The sequence below is a fragment of the Bacillus sp. NS1 genome (assembly GCF_058248265.1).
The window spans coordinates 98,520-111,329 of the sequence record NZ_JBZAZF010000006.1 but is presented as its reverse complement, the minus strand read 5'-3'; the positions used below and the strand labels follow the sequence as shown (position 1 = coordinate 111,329).

Annotated in this window: 15 protein-coding genes, 2 pseudogenes and 1 other annotated feature; of the genes and pseudogenes, 3 read left to right on the top strand and 14 right to left on the bottom strand. The window is 45.7% G+C overall.

Features of this window, described 5'->3' with window-relative positions:
- The first annotated feature begins 62 nt into the window (after nt 1-62).
- Nucleotides 63-710: a pyroglutamyl-peptidase I gene (gene pcp / locus AC4CV5_RS18975; RefSeq protein ID WP_166854391.1), complete on the top strand. Its 648-nt coding sequence runs from the start codon at nt 63-65 to the stop codon at nt 708-710.
- Here pcp and tatC read toward each other — a convergent pair.
- From tatC to AC4CV5_RS18940, 7 genes and pseudogenes are all read right to left on the bottom strand, one after another.
- Nucleotides 707-1,432, bottom strand: a complete 726-nt coding sequence (gene tatC / locus AC4CV5_RS18970; protein ID WP_166854392.1) for a twin-arginine translocase subunit TatC — start codon at nt 1,430-1,432, stop codon at nt 707-709. The two genes, pcp and tatC, sit on opposite strands and share 4 nt — an antisense overlap.
- Before the next feature lie 60 nt (nt 1,433-1,492).
- The gene (gene tatAD, locus AC4CV5_RS18965) at nt 1,493-1,705 is read right to left on the bottom strand and encodes a sec-independent protein translocase protein TatAD (protein ID WP_166854393.1); all 213 of its coding nucleotides are present in this window, start codon (nt 1,703-1,705) and stop codon (nt 1,493-1,495) included.
- A 12-nt stretch (nt 1,706-1,717) separates the two neighbouring features.
- Nucleotides 1,718-3,469, bottom strand: a complete 1,752-nt coding sequence (phoD, locus tag AC4CV5_RS18960; protein ID WP_490923602.1) for an alkaline phosphatase PhoD — start codon at nt 3,467-3,469, stop codon at nt 1,718-1,720.
- A gap of 18 nt (nt 3,470-3,487) precedes the next feature.
- On the bottom strand, nt 3,488-3,664 hold the full coding sequence (locus AC4CV5_RS18955) for a hypothetical protein (protein WP_166854395.1): 177 nt from the start codon (nt 3,662-3,664) through the stop codon (nt 3,488-3,490).
- A 79-nt stretch (nt 3,665-3,743) separates the two neighbouring features.
- Nucleotides 3,744-4,453 (bottom strand): annotated as a pseudogene (locus AC4CV5_RS18950) (vWA domain-containing protein).
- 78 nt (nt 4,454-4,531) lie between these two features.
- On the bottom strand, nt 4,532-4,960 hold the full coding sequence (cwlJ, locus tag AC4CV5_RS18945) for a cell wall hydrolase CwlJ (RefSeq protein WP_166854396.1): 429 nt from the start codon (nt 4,958-4,960) through the stop codon (nt 4,532-4,534).
- 81 nt (nt 4,961-5,041) lie between these two features.
- Nucleotides 5,042-6,277 carry a serpin family protein gene (locus AC4CV5_RS18940; RefSeq protein WP_326222728.1) on the bottom strand — a complete coding sequence of 412 codons (1,236 nt, stop codon included), beginning with the start codon at nt 6,275-6,277 and terminating at the stop codon, nt 5,042-5,044.
- A gap of 114 nt (nt 6,278-6,391) precedes the next feature.
- Between AC4CV5_RS18940 and AC4CV5_RS18935 the strand changes: the two genes are divergently transcribed.
- Together AC4CV5_RS18935 and AC4CV5_RS18930 are read left to right on the top strand one after the other, a co-directional pair.
- Nucleotides 6,392-6,778 carry a YndM family protein gene (locus AC4CV5_RS18935; protein ID WP_166854398.1) on the top strand — a complete coding sequence of 129 codons (387 nt, stop codon included), beginning with the start codon at nt 6,392-6,394 and terminating at the stop codon, nt 6,776-6,778.
- Nucleotides 6,750-6,812: pseudogene (locus AC4CV5_RS18930) on the top strand (hypothetical protein); the annotation flags it as partial. The gene AC4CV5_RS18935 and the pseudogene AC4CV5_RS18930, both read left to right, overlap by 29 nt.
- A gap of 20 nt (nt 6,813-6,832) precedes the next feature.
- Here the strand turns inward: AC4CV5_RS18930 and AC4CV5_RS18925 are convergent.
- The 7 genes from AC4CV5_RS18925 to mphK form a co-directional block, all read right to left on the bottom strand.
- Entirely contained in the window at nt 6,833-7,519 is a 687-nt protein-coding gene (locus AC4CV5_RS18925) for an ABC transporter permease (RefSeq protein ID WP_166854399.1), read from the bottom strand.
- A gap of 18 nt (nt 7,520-7,537) precedes the next feature.
- Nucleotides 7,538-8,461, bottom strand: coding sequence for an ABC transporter ATP-binding protein (locus tag AC4CV5_RS18920; RefSeq protein ID WP_166854400.1), 924 nt, complete (start codon nt 8,459-8,461; stop codon nt 7,538-7,540).
- A gap of 94 nt (nt 8,462-8,555) precedes the next feature.
- The gene (locus AC4CV5_RS18915) at nt 8,556-9,491 is read right to left on the bottom strand and encodes a HAMP domain-containing histidine kinase (RefSeq protein WP_490923598.1); all 936 of its coding nucleotides are present in this window, start codon (nt 9,489-9,491) and stop codon (nt 8,556-8,558) included.
- Nucleotide 9,492: 1 nt separating this feature from the next.
- A complete protein-coding gene (ycbL, locus tag AC4CV5_RS18910) occupies nt 9,493-10,173 on the bottom strand; it encodes a two-component system response regulator YcbL (RefSeq protein ID WP_490923657.1) in 681 nt (226 codons plus the stop codon).
- 96 nt (nt 10,174-10,269) lie between these two features.
- Nucleotides 10,270-11,208: a DMT family transporter gene (locus tag AC4CV5_RS18905; RefSeq protein ID WP_490923596.1), complete on the bottom strand. Its 939-nt coding sequence runs from the start codon at nt 11,206-11,208 to the stop codon at nt 10,270-10,272.
- A gap of 20 nt (nt 11,209-11,228) precedes the next feature.
- Nucleotides 11,229-11,390, bottom strand: coding sequence for an anti-TRAP regulator (gene rtpA, locus AC4CV5_RS18900; protein WP_003241325.1), 162 nt, complete (start codon nt 11,388-11,390; stop codon nt 11,229-11,231).
- Nucleotides 11,391-11,485: 95 nt separating this feature from the next.
- Nucleotides 11,486-11,734: a binding site (T-box leader), on the bottom strand.
- A gap of 56 nt (nt 11,735-11,790) precedes the next feature.
- Nucleotides 11,791-12,711, bottom strand: coding sequence for a macrolide 2'-phosphotransferase MphK (gene mphK, locus AC4CV5_RS18895; protein WP_166854403.1), 921 nt, complete (start codon nt 12,709-12,711; stop codon nt 11,791-11,793).
- Nucleotides 12,712-12,810 lie beyond the last annotated feature (99 nt).

Genomic DNA, 12,810 nt, shown 5'->3' with positions numbered 1-12,810 from the left:
TATTATTTTGATGAAAAACCCAAAAATAAACAATAGAATAAAAGTAAAAAGGAGATGGGAAGATGAGAAAAAAAGTGCTGATCACAGGCTTTGACCCTTTTGACAAAGAAACCGTTAATCCATCATGGGAAGCGGCGAAACAACTGAATGGCTTAGAGACGGATGAAGCAATCATTAAAGCAGAACAAATTCCGACTGTCTTTAGAACTGCTCTGGACACTCTGCGGCAAGCCATTCAGAAGCATCAGCCCGATATCGTGATTTGTGTCGGCCAAGCCGGAGGGCGGATGCAGATCACGCCAGAACGGGTAGCAATCAATCTTGCAGACGCGCGCATCCCCGATAATGAAGGACATCAGCCGATTGATGAAGAGATTTCTCCAAGAGGGCCCGCTGCCTACTGGACGGGACTTCCCGTGAAACGAATGACTGCGAAAATGAAGGAAAATGGCATTCCAGCCGCAGTTTCATATACAGCGGGCACATTTGTATGCAACTACTTGTTCTACGGGTTAATGGATCACATTAGCCGGACATCCCCCCACGTTCGCGGCGGGTTTATTCATATCCCTTTCATTCCAGAGCAAACAATCGACAAAACAGCGCCGAGCCTCAGCTTAGACACGATTGTCCGAGCATTGAGAATCGCCGCTGTTACGGCCGCACAATACGATGAGGATTTGAAGACACCGGGCGGTACGCTGCACTAAGCGGCCGCTGTTTCGCTTGTCAGTCTCTTTTTGTATACAAACGCCGATAGGGTGACACTTACTTCAAACAGGACAAGCAGCGGGATCATGACGAGAAAATCAGAAATGAAATCAGGCGGTGTAATCAATACAGACACGACGATCAGCAAAAAATAGGACAGCTTTCTCGCTTTGGCCAGCCGGTAGGGATTTAGGACGCCCAGCCTTGTTAAAAACATGACCACTAAAGGCATTTCAAACAGAAAGCCAAACGGCAGGCTCAAATTCACCATAAACCTGAAATAGCGGTCAGCCGTAAACATTGTTTCAAAATGGCCGGAAGACAAATGAGTCAAAAAACTGAGCACGATTGGAAACAAGACAAAGTATCCAAAGGAGATGCCCGCCAAAAACAACACAAATAACCCGGGTATGTACATGAGCGTCACCTTCCGCTCCGTTTTCGTGAGCGCCGGGGCAACGAAACGCCACAGCTGGTACGCGGCAACAGGGATGGAAGCCGCAATGGCACAAATGCCGGCAAGCATCATATACACCCAGAGGATTTCACTCGGGCCAAGCACAGCCAGCTTTCCGTCTAAATCCCTGATCAGCCAGTCATAAATATCCTGCACAAACAAAAAAGCCGTGATGAGAAATAGAAGAAATGCCGCGAGAGTCACGATAATCCGGCGGCGAAGCTCTTCTAAATGCCCGATCAGATGGGTTTCTTTTTTATCCATTCAAAAAAGCCCTCCCTTTCATAAAAAAAGAGGCAGACCCGGTGTCTGCCTCATCAGCACTCAGCCCGCGTTTTTGTCCTGCTTTACCGCTGTCAGCTCAGCTGATTTTTCGTCTTTTTCATCACCAGACACAAGTGATTTTGTGGCGCTTTTAAATTCCAGCAGTGTCCGTCCGGCAGCACGCCCGATTTCCGGAAGCTTTGAAGGGCCAAAAATAATGAGGGCAATGACAAAGATTAGAATCAAGCCCGGTATACCAATGTTTGAAAACATTTTTTCCACTCCTTAATTCGTGATTTTTGCCCGTTTCTTAATCATTTGTTTTTCGTGGGCTTTGTTGTGTGCAAAGAAACGATCCTCTTCGACTTCATCGGATTGCTTCACCCCGCCTTGGATCATTGTGGATGATACCTTTCTCAATCCAGTTTGATCCTTTTGGTAAACGAATGAAGCCCGTGTTGAAACGGCCGCGCCCGGCTCTGTCACAAACGGCATCACCCGATAATCAGCTTTCCACTGGTGAGGCGTCACTGTACAGCGGACATATCCGCGATAATCGTTAAAGAACTTGATATGCGGATTTTCCTTTAAAATTTGATCTGTATCCGCTCGCTTATCCGCTCCGTTTCCTCCGGAGGTGATTGAGGTGCCGACAAATTCAGCCCCGAAAATTTTTGAGCTTGTTTTATTAAAATCAACGTGGAGGTTTGATGCCCAGCTTGCGTGTACATCTCCTGTCAGCACGACAACGTTATTTAGATTTTTACTTTTAATGAAATTGACAACCCGTTCGCGCTGAGCCGGGTAGCCGTCCCACGAATCCATGCTGTAGATCGGGCTTGCGCTTGTCCCAAAATTCCACTTCGCAAAGAAAATCTGCTGCGCCAGCACATTCCAGTGGGCGGTCGAGCTGCTCAAATTGTTGAAAAGCCACTGCTCCTGTTCTTTTCCTAACAGGGTCCGATTCGGATTGAGCGATTCATCAGAAGGCGGCTTATTGCCGTCGTTATTGGCTTGGTCATCCCTGTACTGGCGGGTATCAAGGACATTGAAGGAAGCCAGGTTTCCGTACGTAAAGTGCCGGTACAGCTGCATATCCGGACCATTCGGCAGAGAGGAGATGCGGAGCGGCATATGTTCATAGTACGCCTGGTACGCAGCCGCGCGGCGGAGCACAAATGCTTCAACCGACTGTCCTTTTTCCGGTATTTTATTGGCATAGTTGTTTTCGACTTCATGGTCATCCCACGTCACAACCCAAGGGAACGCCGCATGTGCAGCTTTTAAATTGGCGTCAGATCGGTATTGGGCATGACGGTTCCGATAGTCTTGAAGCGTAATGATTTCCGCGCTGTTGTGCGTGCGGACATTGCCTGTTTTTGAGACATATTCATTGGGACCGTATTCGTATATGTAATCACCGAGATGGAAGACAAGATCAAGCTTTTCCTTCGCCATATGCTTGTAGGCCGTATAATATCCATGCTCATATTGCTGGCAGGAAGCAAACGCAAAGGTCATTTGCGGCACATTGGCGCCAGGGGCAGGCAGCGTTTTTGTTTTTCCGACAGGGCTTAGTTCATGTCCGGTTTTGAAACGATAATAGTACACTTTGTTCGGCTCAAGCCCCTCCGCTTCCACGTGAATGGAGTGAGCGAGATTCGGCTTGGCCATTTCAGTGCCCTTTCTCACAATCTTGCGGAAATGCTCATCCTTTGCGACTTCCCATTTGACAGGCACCGCCTGATTTGGCATTCCCCCGCCGTTCAGCGGATCTGGTGCCAAGCGCGTCCACAGCACGACACTGTCAGAAAGCGGATCTCCAGACGCAACCCCTAACGTAAACGGATAGCTCGTGAACTTAGGCGCGGCATTTACTTCAAATGCACCAACTGACTGAGCAATAGTCAGTCCAAGAGAAAGTCCTGCAATCTTCCCCGCTCCTTGAATAAATTTGCGGCGGTCAAACGTATTGTTTTGAAAGCTTTCCTCTTTCAGTTTCTGTACCCATTCATCAAAACGATTGTCGTATGCCATTCAAGATCCCCTCTCTTCTCATTGATCGCCTCCATTATAGAAAATCATTGTTAAATGGCTGTGAAGAAGTGTGAACCGATTGTAAGCACTGAACATCAGAAACAGGTCTTCACTCACAAGCCTGCCGCTGAAACGTGCCGAAAGATGGCTAATTGGCGCGTTCTCTGCATATCTTGTCGTTTGCAAGCCGCCCATTCGGACTATTTTTCTTCACATGATCTTAAAAAAACAAAAACACCGAGCCATTTCGCAGAATGACTCAGTGCCTTATCAGTTATTTCGAAAATAATCTGCTGAAAAAACCCTTCTTTCTCGGATTTTCAGCAGGAGGCTCTTGTTCTCTTACAATTCCTTTTTTCTTCGCTTCTTTCAGCCAAAATGGAAATTCAGTAAGCAGAGTGTCATAAAGCTTATCATCGGAAATACTGTCAATCTCTTCGATTTGAAGGAAGTTCGTGTTATCAACAGCACGTCCTTCTAACGTATCCAACTTATTGAGAAAATCGATGCTTCCGTTTCCAACGCCGACAAACTGCCAAAACACCGGCTTATCAGAAGAGGCTTCAATAATCGATTTAATCGGCTTTTTACAGCCTCCGTCATTGATAAAAACGACGAAAGCGGGATATGAACTAGGTTCCTCCGCAATATATTTACGCAGCACATCTTTCAAGACCGGCGGCTCATCATTTCTGCCGAATTTATGCAAGCGGTCATTATTTAAAATTTCACGATCGACATAGCCCGAAAAATCTTTTTCAGAAACTGGCTTTAATCAGGAGAATTCGTTATCATACACCCATACATCCAGCAACCCGTTATCATCAAATTGACCAGCCACTGCCAAAATCCGCTCCACACCGTCCCGTTTTTGGTTCTCATTGAACCCGTGATATCAAGAACCAGTCCGACACGAACCGTCACCTTTGTTAATTGCTTTTTTTCCAGTACGACCTTTATCTTTTGCAAATCAATTGTTGCCATTCTGTCATCTCCGTCAGCTCTTTTTTCTCTATATCTCTTCAAAGAAAAACACCGTTCAATTTGAACGGCGTCCTGTCTCTAAAATGTGTTATATACATTTTCACACGTTTCCGCTGTCGGCTGATAAAAGCAGTGTGACTTAAATCTGGCCACAAACGGCTGGTTATACCACTGGGAGGGACAGTCTCCCTCCGGCCTGAAGTACCACAAACTAAATTTTGCAGGCCAGCGTCTTTCACCGTTTATTGACCGGCGTGCCAGGCTCCGCTCGCTATCCCGCGCCCTTTGATAAAAATATCCATGAGTTACAGCCTCAAACGCGTGCGGCTGAAAAATCATCTGTCTGATGGTGCGGAGGCCTTTAAAATCTGAGCAATTTGCCCGCAGCCGATTGATTCCCACGTTGCCGACAAGCAGCATCCCCTGCTTGCCTTCGCCTTCCGCTTCCGCTCTGAGCAGCCTTGCCAGTAAATCGACATCCGCACTCGTTGCTCTCACGACCGCCATCACGTCACCTCCCCTTGATCTCCTTTCATCATATTTCAGTACTTCAGAAGTGATGACGGAGGGACAGGTGAGTTTTTAAATTTATTCATTTGGATGTGCGACAAAGCCTAAAAACAAAAGGCTTGATGTTTGTTCATCTGTGATGACAAAGAAAAATGGGCGGTTGGCCATCAAGGTAACATCTGGCGTGAGTGCGGACTCAACAGTTTCCACTGACGAGGCAGCCGCAGCCTCGGTTCCTGCTTCATCCACCTTGATAAATGTGTGGTGATTCACATCATCGATTGAAACACCGCGCCCTTCAGTAAACATGCTGGAAAAGTCAGCAGCGGAAAAGACCGATTTCATCCCCATATCGTGAAGAGCGCGTTTTACGTTATACTGCCCTTTCAGTGTAAAGCGTGGCATGCTCAGCTTCACTGTTTTTGGCTGAAATGCGCTGTCCCATGCTTTTATGTTTTGACTTGTAAAAAGAGACATGAAAGAAGCCGGCTTTTTCTTCGGCAGAAATAAAGTGAAAGTAAGTTGTTGATCTTCATATGGAAGCTTGACTGCTTGGAACAGTTCATTTTCTAAGTAAGCAAGTCGTGCAGTCTGCTTCATCAGCAGCAGTTTTTTGGCCGAGCCGTCAGGCAGAAAAAAATGCTCTTCAGCGGTCACATACTGGTCAAACGGCAGCGCCCACTTTTCTTGAAAATAGACGGCGTTTACCAAAAGAGAAACAGCTTCCGGCGAAAGATGATCCGCGATGTCATCAATATGCCCTTTCGTTTGGTGAGCTGTCCATTGATTGATCAAGTTCTTTGCGGTCTGAATATTGTCATCCATTTTAAAGACTCTGCCCGAGAAGAATTGTTTAATCGTTTGTTTAAAGTCTGGCTTGGTCTCAATCCTTGTCCATACGGCATTGGCCGTCAGCAGTTCACCTTCAGGCAAGGATTCAAATCTTTTCATGAGCGCGAACGATGACTCATTTATGGCGCTGTCATGAAGGCCCGATAAATATAAAGCAGCTTTGATTTCTTTTAATGTATCTCCCTCCGTTCCATTTGCAGTCATCATCAGCACCTGCTGCAAGCTGTATGGGGAGATCAGCAGGTTGTCCGTTAACCCGTCTTGTTCTGACATATTTTGAAACAACTCGGTTCCGAATCTACGCTCCGCTTCAATAAAACCCTTATGAATATTGTAAGCTTTGTTTTTTGCAGAGTCAGATGGAGAAGGTGATTGAGCAGATGATGCCGGTTCTTCAGCGGGTTTGCAGCCTCCTCCAAAAAGCATACACATCAGCACAACTGTGAACATCTTTCCTTTCATAAAAACCCATTCACCCCCTTTATATGGACTGTAAAAAACACAATATAAGGTTTAACTTTTTGCATTTGAGGAATCATACATAACAAATCAAAATACAGAAGGAGGAACTTTGGAATGACACATGTGAAAGCGCTCGCGATTAAAGGTATTATGACAATTATTGTGTTGTATCTAGTGCTTGGTCTGGGCTTTGGTTTCACGTTCGGTGATACGCTCTTAATGACGCTTGTGTTAGGGATTATTTCTTATTTGCTTGGCGATCTTTATGTATTGCCGAGATGGAACAATATGATTGCGACCTTAGCTGATTTCGGTCTGGCCTTTCTTGTCATTTGGCTGATGGGCATGCCGCTTTCTATGGGGATGACTGGCGGTGAGGTTGCATTGGCGGCTTTATTCGGCGCGATCGCCATGGCAATCGGTGAATATTGCTTCCATTTCTATATGATGAGCAAAGAAATTGGCAAGAAGCATTATCTTGAAACAAGAACAGATTCATAATAGATAGGCCGGTGCTGTCAGCATCGGCCTTTTATGAATATTGGGCGCCTTTGTTTACGCATCTTGCTTGTCTGCGTTCCTGATCGCCATGTAGGAAAAAACCAAACCGAAAGCCGCTAAAGATAATGGGATATAAACAACAGACGAAATGGAGAAACCAGGGTTTGTTGAACTGATGAGCATAACAATCACTACAGATGATATGATGGTAGCCGGAACCGAGTGTTTACGCATCCCAAAAAAGATGGGAACTAAACTGGTTCCAGCGGCGCCAAAAGCGAAAACCGCCATTTTTACCGCCTGCTGAGACATGATTTCGGAAGTAAGCTCTCCCGGTATGAAATGGTAGATCGAGTTGAGCCAAAAGAAATTGGCGGCTATGAGTATATTTGATAGTAAGATTGTGATAAACGTCAGTCCGCCCGCGATCATGAGCTTAGCAGTGAGCAGCTTTTTCCGGCTGATCGGGTACGTGAACATCACAAGAATGGTTTTGTTTTTGTATTCCGAAATCACCAATTTTGCGATCAGCACTGCGCCAAAAACGATAAATACCGCTCTGACGAAAGTGCCGATGATGAGAAACGCTTCCTCCGTGCTTTGAAACGAAACCCCACTTTCAGCTTTTTCTGAATAACAGATCAGCCACAAAAAGCCCATGATGATCAAGTTGGCAATGAGGGCACCTCTGACATACCAGCCCATCTTCATTTTTCTCAATTCGATTCTGATCAAATTCATCAACGTGTCTCTCCTCCTTTACGCACTGATGCTATTGCCGTTGATCAAGTTGATAAAATAATCCTCCAGCGACGTATACTTTTTGGTCATTGATTCAATGTCTACATCATGTAAAACCAGCGCTTTAGATATGGCAGCCTGAGAGGCTTCAGCCTCGTAAATTCGAATCGTTTTCTCGTTTAAAATCTTAAAGTTGGTTAATCGCAGCTCTTTCTCCAGCACAAAGCAGGCCCTTGTCTGATTCGGTGTGACAAACTCGATGTATTCAGTATTCTGTCCTCTTACATCCTCCATTGACACTTCTTCAAGCAGCCTGCCGTCCCGAATGACGCCGATCGTGTCTGCAATTTGTTCGATTTCACTCAGCAAGTGGCTTGAGATCAGCAGCGTCATACCGTACTCTTTGCTCAGCACTTGAAACAGCTGCCTGATCTTTTTGATGCCGAGTGGATCAAGACCATTAACCGGCTCATCCAAAATAAGCAGATCCGGCTTCGTGAGGATGGCACGCGCAATCCCAAGGCGCTGCTTCATACCGAGCGAAAATGTTTTGACGGGCTGCTTGTCGATTTGTTTTAAATTGACCATATCCAGCACTTCTTGAATGGCTTTTTTATTGTGGTACCCCATGTATTCACAATGCAGATCTAAATTTTCTACTGCTGTCAGATTTTCATAAAAAATCGGATATTCAATCATGCTGCCGATGCTCCCCAGCACCTCGTATGACGTGTGGGTAAGCTTGTTCCCTAGGATACTGATTTCACCGCTTGTCGGTTTGACAAGGCTCGTCAGCATTTTCATAATGGTTGTTTTACCCGCGCCGTTCGGGCCGAGAAAGCCATAAATTTCGCCTTTTTTTATATGCATGCTGACATTGGATACGACTTCTTTGCCCTGATACGTTTTGGTCAGTCCGTTTGTTTGTACGATATAAGTCAAGTTCGTTTCTCCTTCCCTCTCTTTTCCTGTTTTCTATTGTAGCGGCGAGCCCTGTCATTTTTATTTCTCAAATCTTAAGAAATTCTTACGTTTGTTAATATGTCATTCGTTTCAATGTGATCGTAAATGCAGTCCGTTCGTACGGCTTGCTTTGAACCGATATGGCGCCTCCCATTTTCTCTGTAAGCCGTTTCGTGATGGTTAAGCCGAGACCGCTACCTTGAAATGCTTTATTTCTGGATTCTTCAAGCGTGTACAGCCTCTCAAACACACGCTGCTGATCGGTTTCACTAATCCCTTTTCCCCGATCCCATACGGTGATGGCAACGCTCGTCTCATCATACGACAGCGTTATGCCGATAAACTTGCCGGCCGCGCCATATTGAATCGCATTGGACAATAGGTTTTGCAGGATTCTGTCCAGTGCCTCTTCATTCGCGCGGGCATACACCGGCGTATCCGGGATATCGATGGCAGCTTCAAAACCTTTTGACTGAACAGCGTCATAATAGTGCAGGATATTTCGTTTGCATATGTCGTTCATATGTACTTTGGTGATCGGAATGTCTTTATCTTCAGATTCTAATTTCGCCAAATCAAAAAAGGAGTTGATCATCTGAATCAGTTCATTTGTTTTCTGGCGGAGCTTCCCCAGTAATCTTTCCCGCTCTTCATCCGGCATGTCTGGGTCACTTTGAATGGCTTCGATATAACCGAGAATGACCGTTAACGGCGTTTTCAGGTCGTGCGACATATTGGTCAGCATCCGCTTCATGGATTGCTCTGTTTTGGCAAACTGAGCGCTGATCTGCTGACGATTCTCAACGAAAAGATTGATGTTGACAAGCAGGTCTTTGAGCGCATGATCATCTGTAGGAAGCAAAATTTGTCCCGCCGAATCCCGGCTGAGCATGGAGCCAAGCTGTTCTGCCGTGTAAGCCAGATTCCCGTCCCGCTTCTTTTTCATCATGAATTGAATGACATTCAGACATACCAGAACGATGACAACGGCCATCCATAACACTGTCATTCTAAAACTCTCCTAATTTATAACCGATGCCCCATAACGTTTTAATATATTGAGGGGAAGAGGGATCGTCTTCAATCTTTTCTCTAAGCCGCCGCATATGTACGTTAATGATGTTTTGATCACCAAAGTACTCTTCATTCCAGACGGAACGGTAGATTTGTTCTTTCGTAAACACTTTTTTGGGATTTGCCGCAAATAGGCACAGCAGCTGCCACTCTGTTGACGTCAGCTGAAGCGGTTCTTCGTTTTTCAAAACTGAAACATTGTCTATATCTATTTCAAGCTGGTGAATCCGGATCACCCTATTCTTAGCCGGTTCCTCCGCCGAATATTGCGTCGCCCGCCGTATCGCGGCTTTTACTCTGGCTGTCAGCTCAATCATTGAAAACGGTTTGGCAATATAATCATCCGCCCCAAATCCCAGTCCCAATGCTTTGTCCACATCTCCGTCTTTTGCTGAAATCATCAAAACCGGAACGTTGCTTTTTTCCCGGATGATTTTCAAAAAATCCATGCCGTTCAGTTTCGGGAGCATGATATCAAGGAGAATCAAATCATATGAATCGTGCTGAAACAGCCGGATTCCTTCTTCACCGTCGAAAGCATGTACCATCTCAAAGCCTTCTTTTGTTAAATAATGACCCACCATTTCACTGATTGAATGGTCGTCTTCTACTAGCAATATGCGCTGCATCTTCTCACCTAACCTTTGCAAAATCAAAAAACAAACACGTGATTACACTTATTGTAATTGAAAAACGTGTGTGTTTTACAAAAATTATTCATTTTTACCTGTTTTCAGTTTTCTATATTCCATGCCCGTTATGACAATAAATACAGCTGCGCATCCAATGGTTTGAGTAAGCTGGAGCCGCTCACCGAGAAATAAGGCTCCAAAGAAAATCGTCAGGACAGGCCCTGCCATTGAAATAGTGGCAGCTCGCAGTGCCCCGATTCGTTTTATGCCCTCAAGCATCAGCACAAATGGAATTACAGTGGAGACGACTGCGGTGAACACAAACAAACCGTACACAGCAAGCGGATATGCTGTCATTGGCGTATTCATGCCGATCGCCGCCTTTATGCCTGTGTAAAGCATCATGGCCGCTCCGGCTGCTGTCATCCCGTAAGCATTGAGTCGGATGCCGCCGATTTGATGGACGAGACGCCCGGAAAGGACAAGATAACCAGCATAAACGGCCGAGGATAACAAAATGAATACAGATCCAATCATATTCGCCTGAAAAAGCTCAGCATTCCAGCCGCCGAGCGCAAAGAAAAAACCGATCATGACCATCAACACTGCGAAAAGGTCTTGGATGGAAACCATTTTCCGGTCATAACACGCGTTGAATCCGATCATAAACACCGGATAGCTCATCAGCAAAATACGCTCAACCATTGCGGGTACATGGTTCAGCCCGATAAAATCAAACAAGGGAGACAGAAAAAAACAAAACACTCCCGCGACACACGCCCTCCATAGATCTCCTTTTTTCATATCGTCTGGCATTGGAGGACGGTATAACAAAAAGATCAGCCAAAACAGCGGAACAGCAAACAGCTGTCTGTATAACAATACCGCGTCTGGCTCAGCACCCATTTGATATGCCCATTTAATCCAAATCGACTTAGATGCAAAACAAGCCGTTCCGATCAGCAAAAAAACCGTACCTGCCGATGCCTTGCGAATCTTACTCTGCTCTTCTACTCTCATCTCAGCTCAGCTTTTCTCCTTTACTTGTTCAAATGCTTTTGTATAAAATCCAGAAGCGTATTTCCTTGAGCCGTCAGAATGACGCCCTTCCCGCCGCAAGCTGGACATGGGCTGCCTTCGATTTCTCCTGCTCTTTCACACTCAGGGCATGCGACCTCAAGATCATCAGTTGCTATGACCACATGACATCCTCCTTTCCTCTTCATCTGTTATGCACCCACCAGCCATCATCCATTGGCCGTCACCTCCTTTAAGACACAAAAAACCCCCGTCCTATGCAAAGGACGAGGGTCTCGCGGTACCACCTTTATTAACAGCTATACAGCCGTTCACTCTCAGTACAGAAAACATCCGTTTCGATACGCCTCTCTTGGTAACGGGGAGAGAATCCCGGCTTCGCCTACTATCCGTTCAGCAAAGCAATTCAGAAGCCCATTCGGCATCAGGGGAGGATCGGTTCACACCTGCCACCGACTCTCTGAACCTCACACACTGACGCGTACTTACTCTTCCTCACGATTGTTGATCCGTTCTTTTGTTAGTAAAATTTATAATACTCGGTTAATTTTAAGAAGTCAATTCTTAATCCGATTTTACGCCGAGTGCCTCCAGCGCCATTTTGATGTGCTCCTCTTGCTGTGTCTGAAGAGCAAACTTGGCAACTTCCAGCGGATATGCCGCTTGCATCTCTGAAATGTGTTCCTGCATTTTTGCCCATACGCGGCCGCCTGCTTGATGATAGTATTCAAGCAAACGGGCAGTTTCCTCTTCCCCGAACAGCATTTGATAAAAGATAAAATCTTTTGCAGGATCAGCGACTTTGGCCTCTGTCCAATCTAGAAGGCCTGTGACATGTTCATTTTGGCCAATCAAAATATGCGGTGGATGTAGATCACCGTGTATCAGTACGGAAAACTCCGGCCAATATGCATCATCATTTATCCACGTTTGCCATCTTTGCCAAAGCTGTTCAGACACTCCAAGCTTGTTCTTTACGTCATCCATAGATTCAACTATGTTTCGCCTGACTTCTTCCGGACTCATCACTTTTATACCAGATTGGCAAGCGTCTGCTGGGTTCACTCCATGTAATTCAGCCAGTATCTCGGCTAGTGTCCTTATAAAATGGTCTGACGGCGGCTGATGATTCATATTCCATACATACTGTTTCTGTTCCAGATCAATCACAGCAGCTGGCGTTCCTTTTAACATTGGGTAAGCAATCAATTCCGGTGTGTGAATGTTCCAATCCGGTACATCAGCTGTAAGAACCGTGCGGAGAAAGGCAAGCGTTCTGCCTTCTGAAACTGCTCTTTCAACAACATCACTTCGCCGCGGTTTTCGCAGCACCCATGGCATACCTGTATCGTCTTCGGCGAATACAACTTGAAAATCCATTCCAGTTTCATTTAATTTCGCATTTTCAGAGTGAACCGCCAAACCTTGGTTGCGTGCAAGCGCGACAGTCTCTGTGATCAGCTGTATGTCGTTCTGGTTTGTCATCTCTTTTCCCCTTTCTCATGTTCCGCCTGTCGTAGAGAGAAGGGATGTTGAAGCACAAAAAGAGGGCCGCATCGCTACCCTCTTTTGATGACAATATAA